General features: G+C 70.8%; 24 protein-coding genes, 1 tRNA gene and 3 pseudogenes. 12 read left to right on the forward strand and 16 right to left on the reverse strand.

All coding sequences use genetic code 11. The annotated features are described in order from the left end of the window. Positions 1 to 14: 14 nt before the first annotated feature. Positions 15 to 878 carry an SCO2400 family protein gene (locus tag ADK64_RS20755; protein WP_053661133.1) on the reverse strand — a complete coding sequence of 288 codons (864 nt, stop codon included), beginning with the start codon at positions 876 to 878 and terminating at the stop codon, positions 15 to 17. Positions 879 to 1,113: 235 nt separating this feature from the next. Here ADK64_RS20755 and ADK64_RS20760 point away from each other — a divergent pair, with 235 nt between their 5' ends. After that, the gene (locus ADK64_RS20760; RefSeq protein WP_053661136.1) at positions 1,114 to 1,887 is read left to right on the forward strand and encodes a VOC family protein; all 774 of its coding nucleotides are present in this window, start codon (positions 1,114 to 1,116) and stop codon (positions 1,885 to 1,887) included. Between the two features lie 131 nt (positions 1,888 to 2,018). Here the strand turns inward: ADK64_RS20760 and ADK64_RS43215 are convergent, their stop codons facing one another. After that, positions 2,019 to 3,077: an LAETG motif-containing sortase-dependent surface protein gene (locus ADK64_RS43215; protein ID WP_078992747.1), complete on the reverse strand. Its 1,059-nt coding sequence runs from the start codon at positions 3,075 to 3,077 to the stop codon at positions 2,019 to 2,021. A gap of 305 nt (positions 3,078 to 3,382) precedes the next feature. Between ADK64_RS43215 and ADK64_RS20770 the strand changes: the two genes are divergently transcribed. After that, complete coding sequence (locus tag ADK64_RS20770) at positions 3,383 to 4,165, forward strand: hypothetical protein (RefSeq protein ID WP_053661138.1); 783 nt, start codon at positions 3,383 to 3,385, stop codon at positions 4,163 to 4,165. Between the two features lie 31 nt (positions 4,166 to 4,196). On the opposite strand, the gene ADK64_RS20775 is transcribed toward ADK64_RS20770, so the two are convergent. Then, a complete protein-coding gene (locus ADK64_RS20775) occupies positions 4,197 to 4,523 on the reverse strand; it encodes a hypothetical protein (RefSeq protein WP_107093030.1) in 327 nt (108 codons plus the stop codon). 407 nt (positions 4,524 to 4,930) lie between these two features. On the opposite strand from ADK64_RS20775, the gene ADK64_RS20780 reads away from it, so the two are divergent. Both ADK64_RS20780 and ADK64_RS20785 read left to right on the forward strand, forming a co-directional pair. Further along, positions 4,931 to 5,464: a hypothetical protein gene (locus tag ADK64_RS20780; RefSeq protein WP_078992748.1), complete on the forward strand. Its 534-nt coding sequence runs from the start codon at positions 4,931 to 4,933 to the stop codon at positions 5,462 to 5,464. 155 nt (positions 5,465 to 5,619) lie between these two features. Beyond that, the gene (locus tag ADK64_RS20785) at positions 5,620 to 5,964 is read left to right on the forward strand and encodes a MerR family transcriptional regulator (RefSeq protein ID WP_053661139.1); all 345 of its coding nucleotides are present in this window, start codon (positions 5,620 to 5,622) and stop codon (positions 5,962 to 5,964) included. A gap of 12 nt (positions 5,965 to 5,976) precedes the next feature. On the opposite strand, the gene ADK64_RS20790 is transcribed toward ADK64_RS20785, so the two are convergent. The 6 genes from ADK64_RS20790 to ADK64_RS20815 form a co-directional block, all read right to left on the reverse strand. Beyond that, positions 5,977 to 6,255: an SCO5918 family protein gene (locus ADK64_RS20790; RefSeq protein WP_053661141.1), complete on the reverse strand. Its 279-nt coding sequence runs from the start codon at positions 6,253 to 6,255 to the stop codon at positions 5,977 to 5,979. A 75-nt stretch (positions 6,256 to 6,330) separates the two neighbouring features. Next, positions 6,331 to 7,938: a DEAD/DEAH box helicase gene (locus ADK64_RS20795; RefSeq protein WP_053661245.1), complete on the reverse strand. Its 1,608-nt coding sequence runs from the start codon at positions 7,936 to 7,938 to the stop codon at positions 6,331 to 6,333. A gap of 245 nt (positions 7,939 to 8,183) precedes the next feature. Further along, positions 8,184 to 8,387 carry a cold-shock protein gene (locus ADK64_RS20800; protein ID WP_053661143.1) on the reverse strand — a complete coding sequence of 68 codons (204 nt, stop codon included), beginning with the start codon at positions 8,385 to 8,387 and terminating at the stop codon, positions 8,184 to 8,186. A 651-nt stretch (positions 8,388 to 9,038) separates the two neighbouring features. Then, positions 9,039 to 10,253, reverse strand: a complete 1,215-nt coding sequence (locus ADK64_RS20805) for a DSD1 family PLP-dependent enzyme (RefSeq protein ID WP_078992749.1) — start codon at positions 10,251 to 10,253, stop codon at positions 9,039 to 9,041. 10 nt (positions 10,254 to 10,263) lie between these two features. Beyond that, positions 10,264 to 10,944 carry a helix-turn-helix transcriptional regulator gene (locus ADK64_RS20810; protein WP_053661148.1) on the reverse strand — a complete coding sequence of 227 codons (681 nt, stop codon included), beginning with the start codon at positions 10,942 to 10,944 and terminating at the stop codon, positions 10,264 to 10,266. Positions 10,945 to 11,079: 135 nt separating this feature from the next. Then, positions 11,080 to 13,212, reverse strand: coding sequence for a protein kinase domain-containing protein (locus ADK64_RS20815; RefSeq protein ID WP_053661150.1), 2,133 nt, complete (start codon positions 13,210 to 13,212; stop codon positions 11,080 to 11,082). A gap of 512 nt (positions 13,213 to 13,724) precedes the next feature. Between ADK64_RS20815 and ADK64_RS20820 the strand changes: the two genes are divergently transcribed. Then, complete coding sequence (locus ADK64_RS20820) at positions 13,725 to 14,270, forward strand: DUF4232 domain-containing protein (RefSeq protein ID WP_063789924.1); 546 nt, start codon at positions 13,725 to 13,727, stop codon at positions 14,268 to 14,270. Positions 14,271 to 14,391: 121 nt separating this feature from the next. Here the strand turns inward: ADK64_RS20820 and ADK64_RS49070 are convergent, their stop codons facing one another. Beyond that, entirely contained in the window at positions 14,392 to 14,949 is a 558-nt protein-coding gene (locus ADK64_RS49070) for a HutD family protein (RefSeq protein ID WP_420713009.1), read from the reverse strand. 228 nt (positions 14,950 to 15,177) lie between these two features. Here ADK64_RS49070 and ADK64_RS46040 point away from each other — a divergent pair, with 228 nt between their 5' ends. Next, a complete protein-coding gene (locus tag ADK64_RS46040) occupies positions 15,178 to 15,414 on the forward strand; it encodes a hypothetical protein (RefSeq protein WP_159046306.1) in 237 nt (78 codons plus the stop codon). Positions 15,415 to 15,993: 579 nt separating this feature from the next. On the opposite strand, the gene ADK64_RS20835 is transcribed toward ADK64_RS46040, so the two are convergent. Then, on the reverse strand, positions 15,994 to 16,386 hold the full coding sequence (locus tag ADK64_RS20835) for a nuclear transport factor 2 family protein (protein WP_053661157.1): 393 nt from the start codon (positions 16,384 to 16,386) through the stop codon (positions 15,994 to 15,996). 63 nt (positions 16,387 to 16,449) lie between these two features. Next, positions 16,450 to 16,881, reverse strand: a complete 432-nt coding sequence (locus ADK64_RS20840; protein ID WP_053661159.1) for a hypothetical protein — start codon at positions 16,879 to 16,881, stop codon at positions 16,450 to 16,452. A 99-nt stretch (positions 16,882 to 16,980) separates the two neighbouring features. Between ADK64_RS20840 and ADK64_RS20845 the strand changes: the two genes are divergently transcribed. Further along, positions 16,981 to 17,583 carry a TetR/AcrR family transcriptional regulator gene (locus tag ADK64_RS20845; protein WP_053661161.1) on the forward strand — a complete coding sequence of 201 codons (603 nt, stop codon included), beginning with the start codon at positions 16,981 to 16,983 and terminating at the stop codon, positions 17,581 to 17,583. 146 nt (positions 17,584 to 17,729) lie between these two features. Here the strand turns inward: ADK64_RS20845 and ADK64_RS20850 are convergent. Then, a pseudogene (locus ADK64_RS20850) lies at positions 17,730 to 17,972 on the reverse strand (glyoxalase/bleomycin resistance/dioxygenase family protein); the annotation flags it as partial. A gap of 334 nt (positions 17,973 to 18,306) precedes the next feature. Between ADK64_RS20850 and ADK64_RS20855 the strand changes: the two are divergent. Next, positions 18,307 to 18,957: a GntR family transcriptional regulator gene (locus ADK64_RS20855; protein ID WP_234384652.1), complete on the forward strand. Its 651-nt coding sequence runs from the start codon at positions 18,307 to 18,309 to the stop codon at positions 18,955 to 18,957. Between the two features lie 381 nt (positions 18,958 to 19,338). Here the strand turns inward: ADK64_RS20855 and ADK64_RS43225 are convergent. Next, positions 19,339 to 19,753 (reverse strand): annotated as a pseudogene (locus ADK64_RS43225) (transposase); the annotation flags it as partial. Between the two features lie 223 nt (positions 19,754 to 19,976). Here ADK64_RS43225 and ADK64_RS47455 point away from each other — a divergent pair. Further along, a pseudogene (locus ADK64_RS47455) lies at positions 19,977 to 20,141 on the forward strand (DUF2000 family protein); the annotation flags it as partial. A gap of 366 nt (positions 20,142 to 20,507) precedes the next feature. After that, positions 20,508 to 20,717 carry a hypothetical protein gene (locus ADK64_RS20865; protein WP_053661249.1) on the forward strand — a complete coding sequence of 70 codons (210 nt, stop codon included), beginning with the start codon at positions 20,508 to 20,510 and terminating at the stop codon, positions 20,715 to 20,717. A gap of 357 nt (positions 20,718 to 21,074) precedes the next feature. Here ADK64_RS20865 and ADK64_RS20870 read toward each other — a convergent pair. Further along, positions 21,075 to 21,148: transfer RNA gene (locus tag ADK64_RS20870), tRNA-Gly, on the reverse strand. A gap of 577 nt (positions 21,149 to 21,725) precedes the next feature. On the opposite strand from ADK64_RS20870, the gene dcd reads away from it, so the two are divergent. Continuing rightward, a complete protein-coding gene (gene dcd / locus ADK64_RS20875) occupies positions 21,726 to 22,301 on the forward strand; it encodes a dCTP deaminase (RefSeq protein WP_053661165.1) in 576 nt (191 codons plus the stop codon). Positions 22,302 to 22,314: 13 nt separating this feature from the next. Continuing rightward, positions 22,315 to 22,812, forward strand: coding sequence for a phosphoribosyltransferase (locus tag ADK64_RS20880; RefSeq protein WP_053661167.1), 498 nt, complete (start codon positions 22,315 to 22,317; stop codon positions 22,810 to 22,812). Positions 22,813 to 22,916: 104 nt separating this feature from the next. Here ADK64_RS20880 and ADK64_RS20885 read toward each other — a convergent pair whose 3' ends face one another. Then, the gene (locus ADK64_RS20885) at positions 22,917 to 23,945 is read right to left on the reverse strand and encodes a Yip1 family protein (protein WP_199829661.1); all 1,029 of its coding nucleotides are present in this window, start codon (positions 23,943 to 23,945) and stop codon (positions 22,917 to 22,919) included. Positions 23,946 to 23,980: the final 35 nt, after the last annotated feature.

The following is a 23,980-nucleotide window of genomic DNA, read 5'->3' on the forward strand; positions in this document are numbered from 1 at the left end:
GCCTGGTGCCTGGATCAGCCGAGGCAGATCAGGACCAGGCAGAGCTGGTTGGACGAGGACGACGAGGAGGACTGGCCCGTTCCGGAGGAGTTGCCGGACGAGCTGCCGGTGCCGGTGCTGGGCGCCGGGTCCGTCGTCGTACCGGTCGTACCGGTCGTACCCGTCGTCCCCGTAGTTCCGGAGGCGGACGGGGCGGTGCTCTGCGGTGCCGGCGCGGCCGTGGTCCCCGTGGGCCGGGGAGTCGAGGGGATGCTGTCCGGCCGGCCGGCGGGTACGGCGGTGCGGGGCGCGGAGGCGAGGGACTGCTGCTGCGGGAAGTTGGTGTGGGAGTGCGGGGAGCCGACCGGTGTGCGTGCCGTGGACGTGCCGGGCGTGGCCGCCGTGTGGCGGTGTGCGGCAGGCGAGGTCGGCGCGGCGGTGGCCGGCAGGCTGGGGGAGGCCGGCTGTCCCTCGCCGAGGTCCATGCTGCGGTTGTCCGGCGCGGTGGCCGCCTGGGCGCGGTCGCCGGAGCCGCGGTCCATCGAGGCGAGCGTCAGCCCGCCTCCGACGAGTGCGACGGCGGTCGCCACCACGGCCCGGCGCTGGCTCTTCTTCCAGCGTGCCAGCTGCCGCCGCCGGGCCGCCCGTCCCTGCGGCGCGGGCGGAGCGTCCACGACATCGGTGCCGTGCGCGACCGTGTCGTCCGGCGAGGCGTGGTCGAACCAGGAGTCGGCAGTGCAGGGCGCGACGGTGGCAGCCGGTGCGCGGAGGGCACTGACCGTCGCCGTACCGGCGAACCCGTCGGTGCCGGGCGGGGCGATGTCCGGGGCGTAGGCGCCGCACCCGGGACAGACCAGGGCGCCGTTGAGGTGTCGGCGGCACGAGGAGCAGTAGTCCATCTGCGGTCTTCCTGAGTTGACTGCGCCGTCGGCCACCGGGGCCACGGCCTGGTCACGCTCGCACGGGGGATCGAGCGATCAGTCACGCTAACGAGCCTTTCGAAAGGCTGTGTGCAGCCGATGTGGCGCTCCTGCGCAGATTCGACGCCGACGGTGCGCCGTGTCCCGCCCCGTCCCGCCGGGTCCGTCGGCATAGTGGCGGGCGGCTCCGCACCGGATCGGCAGGAGGAAACGCATGCTCGGCACAGACTTCCGCACCGGCTCACCCATCTGGATCGACCTGGGCAGCCCCGACATCGAAGGGACCGCCGCGTTCTACGGCGCCGTCTTCGGCTGGCGGTTCGTGTCCGCCGGTCCCGAGGCGGGCGGCTACGGCTACTTCCAGAAGGACGGCAAGACCGTCGCCGCCGCCGGCGCGCTGACCGAGCAGGGGGCGCGGCCCGCCTGGATGACGTACTTCCGTACCGTGGACGTCCACAGCGCGGTCGGCGCGGTGACCGCGGCCGGCGGCGCGCTGCGCGCCGAGCCCGTGAACCTGGGGGAGGCCTGGATGGCCCAGGTCACCGACCCGCAGGGCGCGCAGTTCGCCGTGGCCCAGTCCGGCGACGGCATTCAACTGGCCTCGCGGGACGACACGTTGGTGTGGGTCGAACTGCACACGCGCGACCCGGAGGCGGCCGTCGCCTTCTACCGCGGTCTGTTCGGCTGGCGCTCGCAGGAGATGTCGGCGCCGGGCATGACGTACCGGGTGCTCAGCGTCGCCGACGGCGACCAGCAGGAGGGCTCCTTCGGCGGCGTGGCCCCGCTCCAGGGCGGTCAGGAGGAGGCGCGCTGGGTGCCGTACTTCGCCGTGGCCGACACGGACGCGACCGTCACGGTGGCGCGGGACAACGACGGCACGGTCCTGATGCCACCGGCGGACGTCCCCGGCGTCGGCCGCATCGCCTGGCTGACCGACCCGAGCGGGGCGGTCTTCGCGATCCTGAGGCCGAATCCCCGGCAGGCCTGACCCGCGCCCGAGGGGCCACTTCCCGGTCCCCCGGGTCGTGGCCCCTTCGGTCCTTCGGTCCTTCGGTCCTTCGGTCCTTCGGTCCTTCCGGCCTTCGCGCCTTCGGGTCTTCGGATCGAGAGCCCGGTCGGTCAGACCGCCGTGCCGGAGTTCGTCTGCCGGCGGCGGCGGACGGTGAACACGGCGCCCGCGCCGAGTGCGACCGCGGCGCCGCCCGCCAGGGCGATCACCGGGAGGGCCGAGCTTGAGCCGGTCTGGGCGAGGTGGCCCTGCGGGGCGATCTCGGTGTTGCCGGCGGGCTGCTTGGGCAGCGGCTTCTTGCCGCCCTGCGGCTTGGCGTCACCGGGGTTGCCGGGGGCGGAGCCCGCCTTGAGGATGTCGAACTCGTAGTAGCTGTCGTCGCCGGAGAAGACGCAGTTGCCCTGGTCGTCGGCGTACATGCCGATGCTGATGGCGTAGCCGAGACCGGCCGGTGCCTTCTTGTCGACGCTCAGCCGCATGTCGATGGAGAAGGACTCCTTGGCCTTGACGCCGGTGTAGCCGACGTAGCCGGCGCCCGCGTCGTTCTCGTCCAGGGAGACGCCGACCCAGGCGCCGGAGGACGGGTCCTTGTACTGCAGGGTGAGGTGGCTGGTGTCGATGAAGTAGTCGTCCTCGTTCACCTGGGCGGCGAACACGCCGAGGTCGACCCGCGGGTAGGAGCGGTCGCCGGTGTTCTTCACGTTCAGCCGGAAGCCGTGGAAGCCGCTGCCGGCGACGATCTTCGACGGCAGGCCGGAGACGGTGGTGTGCAGGTTCTTGTCGAACTTCGGCTCGTCGCTGTCGTCGCACTGGCCCGGGAAACCGCTGGGCGAGGACGAGGGGGAGGGCGAGGCGGAGGTAGAGGGTGAGGCGGAGGACGAGGACGAGGGCGAGGGCGAGGCGGAGGACGACGCCGATGCCGACGCGCTCGGCGAGGCCGACTCGGAGGTCGCCGGTCCGGACTCCTCGCCCGCCGGGGTGCTCTCCTCTCCCGTCGGAGTGGTCTCGTCCGCCGCGGGCGTGGACTCCCCCTCGGCCGGGGCCGATTCGGTGACCGTGGGCGTCGGGCTGGTGTCGTCGGACGCGTAGGCGACCGGAGCCGCGAGCAGGACGGCCGGCGCGATGGCGGCCGTCGCGGCGGCGAGGGCCAGGGAACGGCGAAGCTTCATGCGAACCTCAGGGCAGGAGTGACCAGTGTGTTCGCAGACATGACCTGTACACACCGTAAAGAGTTGCCCAAAGCCTCACAGGCTCTTTATGTGACCTGGCTCACATTCTGTCCGGTTCGGTGAAGCCCGGGCGGGTCCGGTGCGCAGGCGGGCGGCCAGGGGTTCCGGGTGACAGCCGGGGCGTTGCCGCCTCGGGGGTTCAAGACACGTGTCACCCGCCGTTCACCGCGCCGCCCGCCGTCCGCGTGACGATCCGGTGCGATCACGACCTCTGCTTCTCCTTCTGCGACGGAAGGCACGACCTCATGGAACGACGCGACTTCGCCGCCGCCCTGACAGCGGCTCTCGCCGCCCCCGCCGTCCTCGGCACCTCAGCGGCCCAGGCCGCCGAACGCCCGGCCGCGGGCACCGCTGCCGGGCTCACCGAGCACATGCGGACAGTGCTGGGGCGGGAGATCGACGACCGGGCGACGGCCCGCGCGCTGGTGCCGTACCTGTACGACGTCGGCTTCGAGTGGGACCCGGAGACGGCGCCGCTGGACCGGTTCGACTTCATCGTCGCCTACTCCTTCGGCAACCGGCCCGCCAAGCCCGGCGACCCGGCGAAGACGCTCGCCGAACCCGGCCCGGTGAACGAGGAGTTGGCCGACACGATCGCCCGCATCCGCCGGCAGCGGAAGGTACCCGTGTACGCGCAGTGGGAGATCGCCCGCTTCCTGCGGTCCAAGTACCGCATGGACGACGTGACCTCCGTCGAGCCCGTCGTCGCGGCGGACGGCACCATCACCTACCTCAGCACCGACGGGGTCGCCGAACAGGTTCTGAACGACCGGAAGAACGCGCCCGGCGGCATCGGCACCGCCTGTGTCGTCGGCTTCCGCGATCACCACAAGCGGTGTGTGCAGACCACGCGGGACCGGGGCATGACCGCCTACGCGCCGCGCGGCTTCGCCATGCCGCACACCTACGACCCGCAGTCCGGGCAGGCGTGGACGCGGCGCCGCGATCTGTACCTGGTGCACGACATGGCCGCGCAGTGGCAGGTGGTGCGCGCGAAGCTGATCGCCGCGGAGTACCCGAACGGCTAGGCGGCCAGGGCGGACGGGACCGCGGAAGACGTCAGCCGGGCTCGTCGATGGGGGCACGCTCTGCCTGGAGACGGCCGGAGAGCGGGACCCTCGGGGCGTTGCCGGTGTCCACCGTGAGACGCAGCAGGGTGCCGCGTCCGTCCGTGCCGGCGGGATAACCGCGCGGTTCGTCGCTGCGGAAGTTCTCCCGGAGGAGCTGGGCCACCCGTTGGGCGCTGTCGGGATTCGCCGCGATGATGCGGACCTCGGCGAGTCCGCCCACGGGCGGGTCCTCGTAGGCTCCCGGCCGGGACGGCGTGCCCATGTCCGGCGGCGGGGCCGTGTCGGTGCCGCGGGTGCGGCGGGACCGCCAGTGCATGAGCGTCACCTCTGATCCGGGCGGGTGCGGCCGGCGAAGACCGCGTGCCCCGTCGGCATCTCCACCGTACTCCGCCGCCCCGGCCCACGAGCCGCCGTACGGTGCCCCCGCCGCCTGTGCTCCGAGCGTCGCCGGGTGCCCGTACCCCGGGAGTACGGTGGACCTACCGAGGGCTTCCCGCGCACCGGCTCCCGTGCCGTTGCCGCTCTCGGCGCTGGACTACGCCGGGCGGCGGACGCTTCCGTTCCCGGAGCGGGGTTCGTTCCATGACCGTGCGCGCACCGGACCGGTCCGGGTCCGCGGACCCGGGGCAGGATCCGGTGCGGTGCCGTGCGCAGGGCGGGGAACCGTGGCCCTCGCAGCAGGGGAAGGGGCCCTCGCCCTGGGCCGCGGAGTGCCTGCGTCCGTTGAGCCGGGGTCAGGTCGCGGACCGGCTGGGGGAACTCGGCGACCTGTACGCGGAGAACTCCGGGGGAGGGCCCTGGGAGTGGAACGAGGGCCGCGGCCTCTTTCTGCACCGGCTCGTGCTGGACCTGCGGCGACCGGGCTTCGCCCTGCTGATCGCGGAGGCCGCCACCATGACGGGATGCGCCTACGGCTTCCCCGTGTGCGACGACGGTCCCCGCTGGCGCGGCCTCGACGGGAACTGTCCGCCGGCCCTGCACCGGCTCGCCGCGTCCGGGCGGCTCTTCGCCGTCCCCGCGATCGTCGTCCGGCCCTGGGTGTGTACGCAGTACCCGGGCCGCGACTGGAACCTCGCCCGGCGTCTGCAACGGCGGCTGCTGACCGACCACGACGCGGCGCTCGGCGTCACGGTGGTGGCGCGCGGTGATGTGCGGACCCTGCGGGCGCTCAGGTCCTGGGGATGGCGGTCACCCACACCGGGCGCCCGCGCGACGCCCCGGCACGCCCCCTGCCGCGTGCTGGTCCTCGACCGCTGAGCCCCTGCCCCGGTGCCCGCCCCTGTGGTCCCGTCTGCCCACGGCACATCTCACACCGCCGCCGTAGAGTTCCCGCGCGGGCCGACTAGAGTTTTCGCCAGGGGAAGACCTCCCTGTGGCGGGCCGTCTCCCGGGCGGGCCGCGGGAAGGAGCACATGCCCGAGGAAGACCGGACGGACGCCGCCGACCGGCTCGACGACGACCACTTTCCGGCGTACACCATGGGCCGTGCCGCCGAGCTGATCGGCGCCACGCCCGGTTTCCTCCGGGCACTCGGAGAGGCGCGGCTCATCACGCCCGTGCGGTCGGGGGGCGGCCACCGCCGTTACTCGCGCCAGCAGCTGCGGCTCGCGGCCCGGGCCCGTGAGCTGGTCGACCAGGGAACGCCGGTCGAGGCGGCCATCCGCATCATCAGCCTGGAGGACCGGCTGGAGGACGCCCTGCGGGCCAACGAGGAGCTCCGCCGGGCGGCCGGGGAGCCCGCAGCCGGAGCGGAGTGAGCGACCCGGGCGTCAGTCCCAGGCCGGGGGAACGTCCGGCTGCACGTGCACGGGGATCGGGGCGTCGTGGCAGGTGAAGCCGAGCCGGGTCAGCGCCCGGCGGACCTCGCCCGCGGTGAAGTCGCGCCGGTCCTGCCTGGTGATCACTTCCCCGACCTGCATGACGGGGTAGGTGCGACGGCCGATCGTGACGGACACCCCGGTGACGGGTTCGGGCTTGATGCCCTCCATCGACTGCTCCACCTCGGTCTTGGTGAGGTCGAAGGGGAATCGGGCGATGACACAGCGCATGATGCCTCACAGTGTGGTGAAGAGAACGCCGGATGGGGTCGGCCCCGGGGGGCGGGGCCGGGTCAGCGGTCGGTTCTACGCGGTCGGACGGGGCTTCCTGCTCTTCCCCGCGTTCGGCTTCGTGTTCGTCCTCGCGTTCGTCCCCGTCTCCGTCCTCGTCTCTGTCCTCGCGTTCGGCTGCGAGGAGGTGCGACGGCCCCGGGCCGGCCGGCCCCTGCGGCCGCGAGCGGACGATCCGGTGCCGCTGCGCTTGGGCTGCTCGGCGACCGGGGCGGCCACGATGACGGGCACCCCGGAGGGAGCCTGGGCACCGGTGATCCGGCTCAGCTCGGCCTCGCCGGGGCGGACCCGGGTGGTCCGCGGGGCGATCCCGGCGTCGTTCATCAGCCGGCTCATCGCGCCCCGCTGGTGGGGGAGCACCAGCGTGACCACGGTGCCGGACTCACCGGCGCGCGCGGTGCGTCCGCCGCGGTGCAGATAGTCCTTGTGGTCGCCGGGCGGATCGACGTTGACGACCAGGTCGAGGTCGTCGACGTGAATGCCGCGGGCCGCGACGTTGGTGGCGACCAGGGCCGTGACCTGGCCGTCCTTGAACTGGGCGAGGGTCCGGTTGCGCTGTGACTGGGACTTGCCGCCGTGCAGGCCCGCGGCGCGCACGCCGATGGCCAGGAGTTTCTTCACCAGCCGGTCCACCGCGTGCTTGGTGTCCAGGAACATGATCACGCGCCCGTCGCGGGCGGCGATGTGCGTCGTGGTGTCGTGCTTGTCGTCGTCGTCCACGTGCAGCAGGTGGTGCTCCATCGTGGTGACGGAGCCCGCGGACGGGTCGACCGAGTGGACCACCGGGTCGTGCAGGTAGCGCCGTACCAGCAGGTCGATGTTGCGGTCCAGGGTCGCCGAGAACAGCAGGCGCTGGCCGCCCGGACGCACCTGGTCGAGCAGGGCGGTCACCTGCGGCATGAAGCCCATGTCGGCCATCTGGTCCGCCTCGTCCAGGACCGTGATGGCGACCTGGCCGAGTTCGCAGTCGCCGCGGTCGACGAGGTCCCGGAGCCGGCCGGGCGTCGCGACGACGACCTCGGCCCCGCCGCGCAACGCGCTCGCCTGGCGCCCGATCGACAGGCCGCCCACCACCGTGGCGAGGCGCAGGCGCAGCGCGCGGGCGTAGGGGGTGAGGGCGTCGGTGACCTGCTGGGCCAGTTCCCGGGTGGGCACGAGGACGAGCGCCAGCGGTCGTCGGGGCTCCGCCCGCTGCCCCGCGGTGCGGGCGAGCAGGGCGAGTCCGAAGGCGAGGGTCTTGCCCGAACCCGTACGACCCCGGCCCAGCACGTCCCGTCCGGCCAGGGAGTTCGGCAGCGTCGCACCCTGGATGGGGAACGGCACGGTCACGCCCTCGGCGTTCAGCGCGGTCAACAGGCCCTCGGGCAGGGCCAGTTCGGCGAACGTCTCGACGGCCGGCAGGGCCGGGGAGACGGTGGTGGGCAGCGCGAAGTCCGTGCGCGTGGGAGTACGACGGTCCTTGGACCCGCCGCGCCCGGCCGTGGCCGAACGGGTGGGAGCGCTGCGGCGCCCCGCGTCGGCCGAACGGAAGCGGGAACGCGCGCCGGATCCACCGGATCCACCGGAGCGTCCGCCCGTCCGGGATCGGGACGAGCCGTCGGTCGTGCGAGCAGTGCGGTCCAAGCGGGCCAAGTGAAACCTTCCTCGATGCGGCGATGCGGCACGTATCGAGGAATTCCTATCGGCCGTGAACAGCCGTACCGGGATTCGCAAGAATGAGCCGAAGAAAAGCAAAAAGGGCCGAGAAACGGCCGGGGTCCGCACGGTGAAGACCGGCAGACCAGAAGAAAGACAGACGGGGGAAACGCAAAGGGCCGGGGCCCGCACCCCCAGGAGTGCGGGCCCCGGCCGAGTGCTACGCGTCGGCGTCAGGCGGGAACGATGTTCTCGGCCTGCGGGCCCTTCTGGCCCTGCGTGACGTCGAAGCTGACCTTCTGGCCTTCCTGAAGCTCACGGAAGCCGGACGTGGCGATGTTCGAGTAGTGGGCGAACACGTCAGCGCCGCCACCGTCCTGCTCGATGAAGCCGAAGCCCTTTTCCGCGTTGAACCACTTCACGGTGCCAGTCGCCATATTAAATCTCCTTAGGGGCAGTGCCCGGGCTCCACACCGTGTGTGCCCGGAGTCGCCGCGATGATCACGCCTTCGGAGATGTCCGACGAGTACGCGAAGTCTCTGGTTGACCAAAACTGCAACTTTTCTCAAGGTAGCACAGGCCCCAGTGTGCCGCCTCGTGCTTTCCGGAATTCCAGACCGCGCGGGCAGCGAAGCTGGCGACACCCCGCACATATTTCTGTGTTCGCTGCGGTAGATATTCGTCGAGTGGAGCGCAGGGTTGCGGCCCCTTGATCGTGAAGGTTCCGCTGGACCAGCTCGCCCTGGCGACACGCGGCCCGGCGCACCGCTCTGGTGGTGGCCACGCTCGCCGCACACGCTCCGCACGTTGCGGTGACCGGGTCGGCGGCGGCCTTCCACGCGGTCGCGCGTCTCGCCCCGGCCGCGGACGAGGAGGCCGTCGTCGCCGCGGTGCGGGAGCGGGCCGTGGGCCTGTACGGCATGAGCGTGCCGTACGTCCCGGACCGCCGCACCGGCGCAACTCGTCCTGGGCTTCGGCAAGGTGAGCGACCACGCCCTGATCTCCGGCATCGAGGCGGTGGCCGGCCTGCTGCGCGCTGACGGCGGCGCACCGCGCGACCGTCGTTCCAGCCAGGCGCCGGCGCAGGGCTACCAGCCGCCGACACGCTCCCAGAAGGCTCGGACGGCGGGTGCGTCGGTCGCCGGCTCGGTGCTGTCGATGACGTGGTAGCCGCGGTGCTGGGCCGCGGTCGCGCACGCGTGGTTGGGCAGGACGCGCAGCCGGGTGCCGACGGGCAGGTCGGGCAGGACGGCGCCGTCGCGGGCGGTGAGGGTGCCGTGTTCCTGGCTGGCGTCGCTCATGACCAGACCGGGGACGAGATTCCCCCGCAGGTCGGTGACGAGGCCGTAACCCTGGTCCTGGGGCTGACCCGCGGTGCCCCGGTCGCGGGACATGGCCATCCACCCGCCGTCGGTGAGGATCCAGCCGTACTCCGGGCGGTGGCCGATGACGGTGACGACGACCGACAGGGCGAGGTCGTCGACCTGGCAGACGCCGAGCCCGGCCATGACGAGATCGAAGAACACGTAGGTGCCGGCGCGCAGTTCGGTGACGCCGGTGAGATCCTCGGCGGCGTGGGCGGTGGGAGTGGAGCCGACGCTGACGGTGTGCACCGGCAGCCCGTGCGCGCGCAGTCTCTCCGCGGCGGCGACCACGGCGTCCCGCTCGTTCCTGGCAGCCAGGCACCGCTCGTCCGCCGTGTGGGCGAAATAGGACTCGCCCGCGTGGGCCAGTACGCCGTCCAGGCAGCCGGCGTCGTGCAGGGTGCGACCGATGCCGACGAGCGCGGGGGCGTCGGTCCGCAGGCCGCCGCGGTGTCCGTCGCAGTCGATCTCGATCTGCGCGGGGATGCCGATGCCCGCCTCGCGGGCGGCTTCCGCCACGCATGCCGCCTGCTCGGTGCTGTCCAGGAGGATGCGCAGGGTGGTCCCGCGGCGCAGGAGGGCGATCACCCGGGGCAGTTTGTGGGGGGCGATGCCGACGGCGTAGGTGATGTCGGTGTACCCGCCGTCGGCGAACGCCTCGGCCTCGGCGAGGGTCGAGACGGTGACGGGGCAGGGGGTGCCGCCGTGCAGGAGGGCGGCGACGTCCAGGCTCTTGGCCGTCTTGACGTGCGGGCGCAGGGTGACACCGAGTCGTTCGGCCTTGGCCGCGAGGCGGTCGATGTTCCGCCGGGCTTTGCGCACGTCGACGACCGCGAACGGAGTGTCGGGGTCGGCCAGGGTGCGGTTCACAGGATGACGTCCCTTTCTCGGGCAGGGTCGCCGGTCACCGGGCGCCGCGGGAGGAGCCCCGGGGGGCATGGAAAACCCCTCACTTGGTGTAGTTGTAGACGGTCGCCCGGGACACGCCGAGCAGGTCCGCGATGGTCTGCGCGGCGTCGCGCGAGTCGAAGTAGCCGTCCCGGTGCAGCTGTCGTACGAGCGCCTTCTTGTCCTCCCGGCTCAGCGACCTCGGCGTACCCGCGCGCTCCGCGGACAGCGCCTCGACCGCCTGGCGCAGCTCGCGCGCATTGCGGTTCCGCAGCGTCTCCAGGGGCTGGTCGCGATGCTCGGTGTCCGTGGCGACCAGGTTGGACAGGGCGAGCGTCACCGGTGACAGCACGGAGACGTCGAGGTTCAGGCACAGGGCCGCGATGTACTCGCCCGCCGCGTTCTTGACGCCGATGGAGGTGCTCTTCGCGGGGCGCCCGTCGGGGAACTGGTTGGGGTAGTTCTGAATGACGCTCGGATACTGCGGGTCGGCGATGCGGGCCAGACCCAGCTCGGTCGCGGAGTCCCCGACCTGGCGGCCGGAGAGATTGTTCTCGATCGCCCGGATCGCATGCTGCGGATCACGCAGGTCGTGCAGAACGACTTCACACAGCCCGGGGAACATCCGCCCCAGGGCGACGGCGATCCTCTCGACCTCCTGGACGAGATGCTCATCGGCTCCGGCTCCCGCTGCGTCGGCTCCGGCCGGGGCGGACTCCTCGGGGTTGGCGGCGTGGTCCATGGAAGGAACGGTAGCCTGGATCTAGCTTTATTGTCTAGATCTGCATTCGCAGTCTAAGTCCATGACTCCCCGCACGGACCCGCCGCCCAGCGGGGCCCTGGGGGCTGTCCCGCATCGCCCGGACCGGGCCGGCCGTCAGGCGGGTCCGTCCGGGCTCCGGGAGAAGGCCGTGTCGCCGGCCATCGCCACGATCGCGTCCTTGACGAACAGCACGCACGGCGGGTAGCCCTGCGCCTTGTCCCCGGGATCGGCCAGTGCGGAGGTGCGCCAGACCTCCGCTCCGGTGCGGCTGTCCAGCGCCAGCAGACGGCCGAAGCGGTTGGAGAAGTAGACCCGCTTGTACGTCGCCGACACCGCGGGCGCGGACAGACTCTCCACGTCCGTCACCTTCTGCCAGAGTTGTCTGCCGCTGTCCGCCGAGACCGCGGTGACCGACCCGTCGGACCGGACGAAGTAGACGACGCCGTCCACCAGGGTGGCCGCGCCGGTCAGCGGATGTGCCAGCGGTATCCGTCTGACCTGCCCGGTTCCCGGGGCCACCCGCAGCAGCGCGTTGTACGGTCGTTCGTACCCGGCTTCGTACACGTCCTTCGCGGTCTGGGGGGCGAGGAAGAGGGGTTGCCCGCCGACAGCGCCGAGCGCTTCCGCCTTCTTGGGCAGTGTGGCGGTTTCGCTGCTGCTGCCGGGTCCGAGCTTCATCAGCTCGACCGGGGCCTGGCCGGGCTCGGTGCCCTGCGAGCACAGGGCGTAGGGGAGGCCTCCCAGCGCCGACGGGGTGCAGTTCTCGTCCAGCGAGGGTGCCTGCCACAACTCCTTGCCGGAAGGCCCGTAGGCCACGAACGACGAGTAGTCGGGAGACAGCGTCAGCAGCCCGCCGTCGTACAGGACCGCGTCCTGGGACTTGTTGATGTCGCGTTGCCACCGCCGGTGCCCGGTAGCGGCGTCGACGGCCACCACGCGCCTGGTCCTGTCGTCCGGATCCTCGTACACATAGACCAGTCCGTCGCGAACGCCGATCGGCTGCGCCCCCTGCGGGCGGGTGCCGGTCCGCCACAGGGTGTGGCCGGAGGCCGCGTCGATCCTGGCGGCCGTGAAGCCCGTACCGCCGCAGAACAGGGCGCTTCCCTCTGCCACGCATCCGGGGCTGCCGTAGTCGAGAGGAACACCCTTCACGTCGTACCGCAGCTCCTTCTGCCACGGCCGCCAGCCGGCGGGCAGTGACGCGGTACGGGCGGCGGCCCCGGAGGCGGTGGTCCGGGAGGCGGTGGCGGCCGGATCGGAGACGAAGACACCCACCCCGATACCCAGCCCCGTGACGGCCAGCGCCGCACCGAGGCCGATGAGCAGCATCCGGGTTCGACGTCGCTTGCCGGTGCCGGTGGAGGCGGTGGTCGCGCTCCGGGGCGCGGGGCGGAACCGGGGCTTCGCGGACTGGGTCTTCGGGGGCCCGGTGGCGTCGGATTCCGGCAGCGCCTGGAGCATGCGGTGTATGTCCGTCAGTTCCGGCCGTGCGGCCGGGTCCTTGTCCAGGCAGCGCTCGACAATGCCCAGGAGCGCTGCGGGCACCCCGCTGAGGTCCGGTCTCCCGTACACCACCTGATAGCCGGTTATGTACGGGCTGTCGGCGTCGAACGGTCCCGTGCCGACGGCCGCGAACACCAGCAGCGACCCCAGCGAGAACACGTCCGAGGCCGGGGTGACGTCTCGGGGAGAGGCCAGTTGTTCCGGCGACATGAAGGGCGGGGTGCCGATCATCCGCCCGGTCGTGGTGAGGCGCTGGTTGTCAGGAGCGTGCGATATGCCGAAGTCGATGACGCGCGGCCCGTCGTCGGTCATCAGGACGTTGCGCGGTTTGAGGTCCCGGTGCACCAGGCCCGCCCGGTGGATGTCGCGCAGCGCCTCGGTGAGCCCCAGGCCCAGCGCGCGCAGTTCCCGCTGGCCCAGCGGGCCGTCCTTCTCCACGACCTCGGCAAGGTTGATCCCCGGCACGTAGAGCGTCGCCATCCACGGCCGGTCGGCGTCCGGGTCGGCGTCCACGACAGGCGCGGTGAAGGCGCCGCTCACTCTGCGCGCTGCCCCGATCTCCTGTCGGAAGCGCGTCCGGAACTCCTCTTCCTGGGCGTACGGGCCGTGTACGAGCTTGACCGCGACCTGCCGTCCCGAGGCGGAGACTCCCAGATAGACGACTCCCATGCCGCCCGCCCCGAGCCGACCGAGGAGGGTGTACCCGCCTATGGACTCCGGGTCCCCGGTGCTCAGGGGCGTCATCGCCGATCATCCTTCCCAGCGCCTGCCTGCCTCACGGGGATCAGAGTAGGGCCTGCCGCCCCGGAAACGGAGCCGCTCCTCGCGCGCACCGTGTCCCTGTGCCGTGGTGCCGATGTCGGTGTCGATGTCGAGCCGATGTCGAGGTGCGGCGAGGCGTTCAGGCCTGCGCGTTTCGCCGGAGCCGACGGTCTCGGCAACCGTCACCCGCGGTCCTCCATTCCAATCGGCGTCCCAGGAAGGCCACTTCTTTGCAGGTCAGAGCCAGTGCGGGCGTTCCAGCATTCCGAAACTCCCGAGGGGAATGGCGGGCGGGACGCCTCGGGGCACAGGCTTGGGGCATCCGAACGCGGCACCTCGCCGGACACGGTGATCGGACCCGTTCAACTCCGCGTTCACGGCCCGCGCTTGCGGCCCTGCCGCACACCGCACGCGGCAGGGCCAAGAGAAGCCCGACCGGCACAGCCCACAAGTCGTAGACCCCCTTCCTGGTGTTCAGAGAAAGCAGTCCACTCATGCGTATCGCCACTCGGTTCGTCTCCCGCGCGACCGCCTCCTCCATGGTCGTCGCCGCCCTCGCGCTCGTCGGCTTCCAGGCCACCGTGCAGACCGCCTCCGCCGCCACCGCGGGGGCCCCCTCGGTCGTCACCTGCACCACGGCGAACACCAAGCTGACCGTCACCGAGGTGTCCCGCCCGATCAACCACCTGCTGCTCAAGGCCACCAACACCGGCACCAAGCCCTGCTACGCCTACATCGCCCCCTACCTGAGGGCCGGCGCCGACGCCCAGGCCCCGGTGTCGTGGGCCGAGGAGACCACGCCGCAGGCCGTGGTGACGCTGGAGCCCGGCCAGTCCGCGTACGCGGGCATCACGACGTCCACCCCCGACGGCGAAGGCGGGGCCAAGGAGAAGACCCTGGGCGTGGTCTTCGCCGACAGGAACGGCCACGCGATCAACAAGGAAAAGACCCTGAAGCTCCCGAAGGACGGTGTCTTCTTCAACAGCGCTGCCACCGTCACCTACTGGCAGGACAACGCGAAGGACGCCCTCGCCTGGTAGCCGCCCCGGCCACTGACCTTGTTCTTCTCTCTGGAGCGGGGGACGGGAACCGAACGCGCGCTCCCCGCTCGGGAAGCGGCGGAGCCCTCATGGGCACGACGTCCTGACCTGCCCGGCCCGGTCATCCCGCAAGAACCGCGTGCGCGGAACCGGGCCCCAGCAGATCGAGGGCTTCCACGTCCGGGGGTTCCGCCTCTGCTGCCACCGCGACGACGACTCGGGTTGCCACCGGAGGCGACGCAGCGCTCACCAGGTGCACGTCGTCCCCGGCCCGTCCCGTCCGCTGCATCAGGTTCACGGCCCAACACGGTCGTTCCAGCCGTACGAGTTCCGTCGCACTCGCACCGGAAAACGACAGGACCTCCCGTTCCCTCACCTCATGCAGCACACCGTCGACGCGCAAGGAGACGTCGCCTCCGAGGGGCGAGAACTCCCTGCGCACATCGGGAAGGGGCGAGAACGGGCCGACAGCGGTGAGCCGTGCGACGCTCAGCCGCCACGGCGCGCCCTCGGGGTCCAATCGCACACTCGCCGGAAAGGACACGAACTCCGAAGTCTCACCAGCCCCGTTCGCCCACGGGAGCGGCGAGACGTCCCGGAAACGTCGAACGGTCCGGAGGACGTCGCTTCCGCCGCCGGCCACCGCCCGGACGACCAGCAGTCGATGCTCTCCACCCATTGCCTCAGCGTCCCACACCCACGGACAAAGGCCCAGGTCATCATGTCCGTCCTCGTGTCGACAGTGGCGACTTGCGACCGGCCGGTGGTGCCGCGGCTCACGCCGTGCGAGCCGCGGCTGAGAGTGCTCTCGGTGCCCGGCTTCCAATAGGCGGTGCTGGGGCGGAAGTCCACACGCTGCCCGGCCAGGAGGTTCTGGTCCTGCACCCAGTTCCAGGCGGATACCGGCATGCCCACACCCACCGTGTCCCCGTCGGTCAGGTGCACCTGCGCCCGCGCGAATACGGCGGGCTCCGGCACGGACGGAGCCGGGCGGGTGTCGGACGCCTTGCCCGTACCGCTCTTGTCCCCGACCACGTTCTTCGCGGCGACCGCGGCGACCGCGGCGACCGCGGCGACCGCGGCGACCGCGGCGACCGCGGCGACCGCGGCGACCGCGGCGACCGCCTGGGCATCCGGTGCGTAGGCAGCCACCCGGACGCCGGTACCCGCGTTCGCCGAGCAGCCGACGGCCGGGAGCAGAGCGACACAAGCCGCGGCAGCGGCCCCGATACGGCCGGCGGTCCGACCGGCCGAACGGTTCGAGTGCATGCGGATCCCCCTGGAGGTGTGGTTGTCGACTCCTCTACGCACGGGCTCGGCGCCGGTTTGCATCGCAGCGAAGCCTTTTTCCTCGGGGCGGCCGACGCGTAGGCCGGCTGTGAGCAGGCGTCGGGACTGCACAGGGACGCCCGTCCCGTCCCGGATCCGGAAGATCACAAAATGCCGCTCCTGGGCCGCGGACTCCGGCTGGACAGCTCTACCGCTACTACGCCGGCGACACGGAGGACGAGCGGCACCGGAGAACCGGTGGTGCGACGGCTGAACCTCTCGCAGCTTCGGTATGCACGGCTCGGACAGGACGGCCGGGTGTGTGTCCGGTTGGGTGGCCCGTTTCGCGTGCCGCCGGGGCCGGCCCCAAACGGGTCCGGCCCCGGCTCGCCGGCCGGCCGGAAGATGCCGGCCGGCTGCCGGGGTGCGCGGTGTCCTCGCGGCGTGGGGGTGGTCAGCGGGCGCTGCCGAGGTTGCGGTCGGCGTCGGAGCCCTTGAGCATCAGGGTGGTCTCCTCGATGCGCTGGAAGAGGCCCTCGGGGGAGAGGTCGGCGAACACGTAGACCTCCATGCTCACGGTCGAGCCGTCCTTCTTCGTGATGTGGCAGGTGTGCCGGTCGGCGTACTTTGCACCGTCGTAGAGCTCCTCGTGCACCTCGATCTCGCCGTCGGCGACGAGCGTGCGCAGGTGGGCGATGTGGTCGAGGAACTCGGCCCGGTCGGCCCATTCGCCGTCGGTGCGCTGGCGGTAGTCGGGGGTGAAGTGGCGGTCGGCGGCCTCGGTCAGGGTGATGTCCTCGTTGAGGAGCAGGTCGGTGAGAGCGGCCTTGATGCCGGTGCGGGTCATGGGAGGTCCTCCAAGTGGATTCAGAAGAGAGGGATTCGCGGCGGTGCCTGGTGGGCCGGGGCCTCAGGTGCCGGCGCCGGCGACGGTGTCGTCGGGCCAGTTGTAGACGCGGGCTTGGGACAGGCGCATGGTGCCTGGGTGGCAGTGGGCGCCGGCGCCTTCTTCGGCGGTGCCCACCATCAGGGTCTTGGTACAGGGCAGGTGGTCGTGGAGCTGCTCGGGCCGGCCCTTGAAGAACTCGTCCGCGGTGCCGTCGAAGCCGTTGTGCATGGTCAGGGTCGGCCGCGGCGCTCCTGTGGTGTCCGCCGGGTAGAGGTGGCCGGGCAGGGTGGTGTCCTCGTAGGGGATCTCGACCGGTTCGATGACGCCCTCGGCGATGCGCTCGCTGGTGGAGACGACCTCGCCGAAGTCGGCGCCGTCGTAAGCGATCTGGCTCGTCGGGCGCAGGGTCTCGTACCAGAACCGGGTGTTGTTCGGAAACAGCAGCTGCTTCACGGCACTCTCCTCCCCTCCATAAGCACAGATCTGTGCTTACGAGGACCACTGTAGATCCATGAGCGTCGCGAAGCAAACATCTGTGCTTACGATGGGGGGGTGGCTCCGAAACAACCGACCGCTCGCATCCGCAAGAGTTCCGAGCAGGTCCGCTCGGCCGTCCATCAGGCGGTCATCGACCTGCTGTCCGACTCCGAGGGCGCGGACCTCACCATCCCCGCGATCGCGCAACGCGCCGGGGTCAACCACACCAGCATCTACCGGCGCTGGGGCGGTCGTGAGGCTCTCCTGGTCGACGTGGTCACCACCCGCCTCGAACGGGACTGGCCGCTGAAGGACACCGGCACCCTGCGCGGGGACCTCACCGCCTGGGTGGAAGCGGGGGTGGCGAGCATCCGCACACCCGAAGGCCGGCTCCTCGTACGAGCCGTTGCCCTGTCCATGCCGAGCAGCGCCCACACGCAGGCGGAACGCGCACAGCACTTCCAGCGCCGGATCCACTCCATCGAGCGCATCCGCGAGCGGGCCGCAGCCCGTGGCGAGACCCCGCCGCCCCTGGAGGAGATCCTCGACCAGCTCATCGCACCTCTCTACCTGCGGGCGATCTTCGGCATCGACCCGCCGGCCTCCGGCTACGCGGAACTCCTCGTGGGCAGACTCCTCGGCGACACGGGTGCGGCGGGTGCGGCGGGTGCGGCGTAAGCGTGTCGCACCCAGCGCGATGCGGCCGGGCTGGACGACATGGCTCGCGTCGGGCGTGGGAAGCGCCACAGGGGTTGGCATGGGCGGTACCGCAAGGGCGGGAGTGCGCGCCACGAGGAGGAGTCCACAGGCAGCCGGCCCGGCTCTCAGAGGGTGCCGGCGTCGGCCTTGACCACGTAGACCTCCCAGGGCTCCTTGCCGGGGCATGAGGTGTCGTTCTCCTCGAAGGTGGCCGGGCCGGCGTCCTTGAGGCGGGTGGTGGCGGCGTTGACCTGGTCGGTGGACTCGACCTCCACGCCGAGGCGGTCCAGGCGGGTCTCCTCGCCGGGCCCGCCCTCGATGAGTACGAGCTTGAGCGGAGGTGGCTCGGTGACGGCGAAGTCGGCGTAGTCGGTGTTCGCGCTGTCCGGACGCCCGGCACCCGAACGCACCGGCACCGCACCGCTTCAGGGCGAACCCGAACCGGCCGCCCCCGCACTCTCCTGACCAGCCCGCTCCCAGGAAAGACACCCGCCATGAACACCCCTGCCGAGCGTTCGTCCGTGCTGTTCGTCTGCGTTCACGACGCCGGGCGCTTCGGCGCTCCCGGATGGCGACCTGGCCACGGCGGGAACGCGAACTGACGGGGCAGGGCACCGCTGATGACCGTGGCAGGCCGCTCCGCGGACGCGCCGTCGTCGAAGGCCCCCTGAGGGTGCGTGGTAGTGTCCGTATACAAGCTGTATGCGAGAGCTGGGGGCTGCCGTGACGTCCGGTCGGGAGAAGGCGTACGCGTATCTCAAGGACACGGTGCTGACGGATCCCGAGATGCAGGGCACCTTCCTGTCGGAGCAGGAGCTCGCGGACCGTATCGGCGTCTCACGCACGCCCGTCAGGGAAGCGTTGCTGCAGCTCTCGGCCGAGGACCTGGTCGAACTGGTGCCCAAGCGGGGCGCCCGGGTGTCCCCGCTGACGGGCCGGGAGATCCGCGAGCTCATGGAGCTGCGGGGCATCGTCGAGCGATACGCCGCCCAGCAGCTCGTCTCCGGGGGAGCAGCGCCGGTGGTGGCGGGGCTGCGATCCCTGCTGGAACGGCAGCGCGAGCTCACCGGCGCCGACCAGGCGCGGGAGTTCATCGCCGTGGACCACTGCTTCCATTCGGCCCTGGTGTCCGCCGTCGGCAACGCCCTGCTCGACCGCCACTACGACGGCCTGCGCAGCCGTCAGGTCCGTGCCGGAGTGGTCGCTCTCTTCAACCAGCAGGGACGTCAGGAAGCGGTGCTGGAGGAGCACGAGGCCATCCTGGACGCTCTGGCGGCCGGTGACGCGCAGGCCGCGTGTGCCGCCATCGACCACCATCTGGAGTCGACGCTCAAGGTGCTGCTCGCGGGCTAGGCGCGACCGGTCCGGACCTGCTCCCGCCCCACGCTCGAACCGCCCCTCACCGAGGCGAGGTCGTCGAGGCCGGGGACGATTTCGTGGTCCTTTCCCGGGAAGCACCAGGCAGCTCCGCGCGACGTGAGCCTGGTCGGGCCCGCCCCCCGGATGGCGGCAGGAGCCGGAACCGTACCTGCGCAAGGCGGGTCCGGCGTACTCGACGCGAAACCTCGAGTGTCGCCGACGCAGGTCGAGTTGATTGGCAACGCCGCGGCGCTGGGCGATCACTGCACAAAGACGTTGAGGCCGCTGACGCCTCCTGCGTACCGCCAGGCGGCGGAGGACGGGGGGACTTCTGGGAGCCGTCGAATTGGACGAGGTGATCGGCTACACGCTGTCGATGCCGAGGATCTCGCGGTGGCCGTCGGCATTGACGCCGACCGCTATGAGGGCATGGACGTTGATGACACGCCCGCCCCCGCGGCCCTTCTGCGTGAGCGCGTCGCCCCAGACGAACGCAGATGACCCGGCGTCCAGGGGCCGGTAACGGAGGGCGGCGACCTGCTCGTCCAGGTGCCTGGCCATCACGCTGACCTGGGACTTCGGCAGCTGGTGACGCCGAGGCTCTCGGCGAGCTTCTCGACATGGCGGGTGGACGGACCCAACAGGTAGGCGGTGGCGACCACGCTGATGAGAGCCTGCTCGGCCCGCCGCCGACGTTCCAGGAGCCAGTGCGGGAAGTAGCTGCCGGACCGGAGCGTGGGGATGGCCAGTTCGACGTGCCGGCCCTCGTGTCCCACTCGCGCGGGCGATATGGACCAGCCGGTGGCCGTTCGTCCATGCGGGCATCATCCCGACGCCGGAGTAAACCCCCGGATCAGGTGGGAGCCCGTGCACCACTTCTCAGGACGCAACCTCGTCGCGTTGTCAGGCAGTTGGACACTCACCACCGCTGCCGCCTCCTGGAGGCGTTTGCGGGGGAGCAGCATCTGATCCGTAGCCCTGCCCTGCCCTGCCCTGCCCTGCCCTGTCCTGTCCTGTCCCGTACCGTCTTCACCTCCGATCTCTTCGCGACCGGAAACGACAGCGCCAACCGTGCCGCCGTCCGGGCCGTGCCGACGGAGAAGCTGGACCTGATGGGGCTGGCGGTGCACGGGCCGCGGAACGCGGTGAACAAGGTACTGAAGGGCGCACGGATGCATACGTGGCCGAATCTCCACAGCGAATGCGCAACTGCGGCACGGGTGCATTCGATTGGTGCGGAGTTGTCCTGGTCGGAACTGCCGTGGCAATAGCTGTCGGTTTCCTATGCGGGGCTCCATGTAGAGAAGCTGCCCTCAATTCGTGTGCATGCGCGCATGGATGAGTAGTCGACTGCTTCAACTGCCCCGCTGGGAGCAGTGAGCGACTGGATGCCGGGCACGCTCCGTGATTTGATCCTGCGCACCGCCGGGATCGCGCCAAGGCGTCCGGAAACGGATGGCGCGGGCCTGAGGTCGCGGCCCACCGGCTATCCCCAGCTTGGCCGCTCCCCCTTGTGGAACATCCATACGAAGGGCAGTTTCATCATGAACTCCGCTCCCCAGGTTCAGACCCTTGAAATCTCTGACGCCGAACTCGACACCGTTTCCGGCGGTCTGAGCCCGCAGGTCGGCATCGCCGCCGGCCCCACGGCGATCAGCAGCTCGGACCTCGTGGCTCAGTTCGGCGCGGTCAAGGACGGGGTCCTGGACACCGTCAGCCAGTACCACCAGGTCGGCATCACCGTCTCCTTCTGATCGTCAGAATCGCGGGACTTCCTCATCGCGGGATCGCCGATACCGGCAGCCTGACCGCCGATCGGCGTCCACGGCGACAGGCCCCCTACCCGCGGGTCCTCGCGGGCAGGGGGCCTGATCATCAGGGGTTGCTTCTTCTTGTCCCGGGTCTTGCCGGGGATCTTGGTGACCCGTGCTTCCCTGCTCAGCAGGGGGTAGGCCCTTGCGTCTGATGGTCGTCCTTGAGCGGCTTGGAGTGACACCGGAGCACCCCTCGGGCGGCCCACATGACTGAACCTAGGACATGCAGAGGGGCGCCTACCCCGGATTGGACTAGACAACAAACAACCCCCAGGCCACTGACCTGGGGGTTTCGCATGGAGCGGGTGACGAGAATCGAACTCGCGCTCTCAGCTTGGGAAGCTGATGTTCTACCATTAAACTACACCCGCGTAAGTACGGACGGGTCGACTCCGAGGAGTCGGGGTCCGGACGTTGCTCACTGTACATCATCGCAGACCCCTGGTGCCGAGGCCCGGGGGTCTGAGGCTGTTTCAGGGGTGGGATCCGGCTGCGGGCGGCCGGAGTTGGGGCGTACCGTGGAGGCCCGGGGGAGGGTGCGGGCAGGGCCGGAGTGCCGCCTGGAGAGTCGTCTCTTTGATCCCGTAATGTGGCTTTTGTCGTCAGGGCGGGAAGCCCGATGAGGCTCTTGGGGAAGGGACTTAAGGGACTTGATGGAACGCACCGTTGTCCGCTGTGCGGACGGGCACGTCTTCAGCGCCGCTTCGTTCCCGATGCAGAAGGCCGAGCGGCTCGGCCCCGGCCGGCTCGTGAGGTGTCCCCGGTGTGCTCGGCTCCGCAGTGTGGTGCCGGTCGCCCTGGAGAAGCGGTAGAGCGGTAAGCCGGCCGAAGCAGTAGGGGTAGTAGGAGCAGTGCGTAAGCGGTAGCGGCTTCGGCACTGAGGGTTACCCGGGCGCGCGGAGTCGTCACGATTGTCACGGCTCCGCGCGCCTTGCGTATCCTCGCTACGTGCTTCTCTCAGACAAGGACATCCGGGCCGAGATCGACGCCGGGCGGGTACGGATCGATCCCTACGACGAAACCATGGTGCAGCCGTCGAGCATCGACGTACGGCTGGACCGGTACTTCCGGGTGTTCGAGAACCACCGGTACCCGCACATCGACCCCGCGGTCGAGCAGCGCGATCTGACCCGGTTGGTCGAGCCGGAGGGCGACGAGCCGTTCATCCTCCATCCCGGGGAGTTCGTGCTCGCCTCCACGTACGAGGTGATCTCCCTGCCCGATGATCTTGCCTCGCGACTCGAGGGGAAGTCCTCGCTCGGGCGGCTCGGGCTCGTCACCCACTCCACCGCCGGGTTCATCGACCCCGGTTTCAGCGGGCACGTCACCCTCGAGCTGTCCAACCTCGCCACGCTGCCCATCAAGCTCTGGCCCGGAATGAAGATCGGCCAGCTGTGCATGTTCCGGCTGAGCTCGCCCGCCGAGTTCCCGTACGGCAGTGAGCGCTACGGCTCGCGGTACCAGGGACAGCGCGGGCCGACCGCCTCGCGGTCCTACGTCAATTTCCATCGGACCCAGGTGTGAGGGCACAGGCAGCATGAGTGATGTACGGGAGAATCTGACGTACGAGCGGTTCGGCCTCGCCGTCCGTGAGCTGGCGCAGACCATCGCCGACGACGGGTACGAGCCCGACATCGTGCTCAGCATCGCCCGGGGTGGGGTGTTCGTCGCGGGTGGGCTCGCGTACGCCCTGGACTGCAAGAACATCCATCTCGTGAACGTCGAGTTCTACACGGGAGTGGGTGAGACGCTCGAGATGCCGGTGATGCTGGCCCCCGTCCCGAACGCGATCGACTTCACCGACAAGAAGGTGCTGATCGCCGACGATGTCGCGGACACCGGCAAGACCCTGAAGCTCGTGCACGACTTCTGCCTCGACACCGTCGCCGAGGTGCGCTCCGCGGTGATCTATGAGAAGTCCCACTCCCTCGTGAAGTGCGAGTACGTCTGGAAGCGGACGGACGAGTGGATCAACTTCCCGTGGAGCGTCGAGCCGCCCGTCGTGAAGCGGGCCGGGCAGGTTCTCGACGCCTGAGAACCCCGGACACGCGAAGGGCCCCCGGCAGCAGTGCCGGGGGCCCTTTCCCGTGCCCGTCCCGGGAATCCGGGAAATCCGGGGAACCCGGGGAACCCCGGGACCTAGAACGTACCCAGCTTCACTATCGACAGCAGCGCGACCAACTGGATCGCCGACGCGCCCAGCGCCTTCGGCCAGGGCAGGTCGTGGGAGCGGGAGACCATCAGGGTCAGCAGGGCGCCGGCGCCGATCCAGGTGGCCCAGCCGAGCAGCTGGACGAAGCCGGCGTCGCCGCCGAAGAACATGGCGACGATCAGGCGGGGCGCGTCCGTGAGGGCCGTGATCAGCATGGACAGGCCGACCGTCGGCTGCCAGGCGCCGTCGCCGCCGAGCTGGCGGGCCAGCGTGTGGGTGACCACGCTCAGGACGAACAGTCCCAGCACCATCACGACCGCCGTGATCAGCACGATCGGCACCGTGGTGGAGAACGGGGAGTCGATCGCGTCCTTGCGGGCGGCGTCGAAGCCGAAGACGGCGAGCAGGCCGTAGAGGAACGTGGTGATGAGCGCCGGGGCCCACATCGTGTAGTCCCGCATGCGCAGGAAGGTCTGGTCGGGGGCGAGGACGATCCCCTTCAGCAGTTCCTTCCAGTGCAGCGGCGGGCCGAGCGGGGCCGCGGGCGCGGCGGTCGAGCCGGCCTGGTAGGTCGAGCCCTGGGTGTAGCCGGCGGCCTCGTCGATCGAGAACGCCTGGGTACTGCCCGGGTTGTTGGCCGCGTACGGGTCCGGGCCGCCGCCCGCGTAGCCCCCGTCGCCGAAGTACTCCGGGCCGTCCTCGCCCGGACCCGGGTAGCCGTACGACTGTCCCGGCCGGGCGTACGACTGCTGCGGGTAGGGCGGCTGCGGTGCCGACGGGTAGCCGTACGACGGCCCCGGCGGCTGCCCGTGCGAGGGCCCCGCGGGCTGCCCGTACCGCGGTCCCGGCCGGCCCTGCGGCGGTCCCTGCGGTGCCTGCTGTCCTTGGGGGGTGCGGTTGTCCCGGCCCCCGCGTCCGATCCTGAATCCAGCCACGTCATCGAACGTACCTGGTCCCGGAGAGCCGCGTGCCGGGCCCGGGCTTCCGGGCCCGGCTTTGCGGCCGACCTGTGACATCCCCTAAGGGGCCGTCAGGGTCCCGGCCAGGGCTC

The sequence above is a fragment of the Streptomyces sp. MMG1121 genome, assembly GCF_001280015.1.
Classification (GTDB): domain Bacteria; phylum Actinomycetota; class Actinomycetes; order Streptomycetales; family Streptomycetaceae; genus Streptomyces.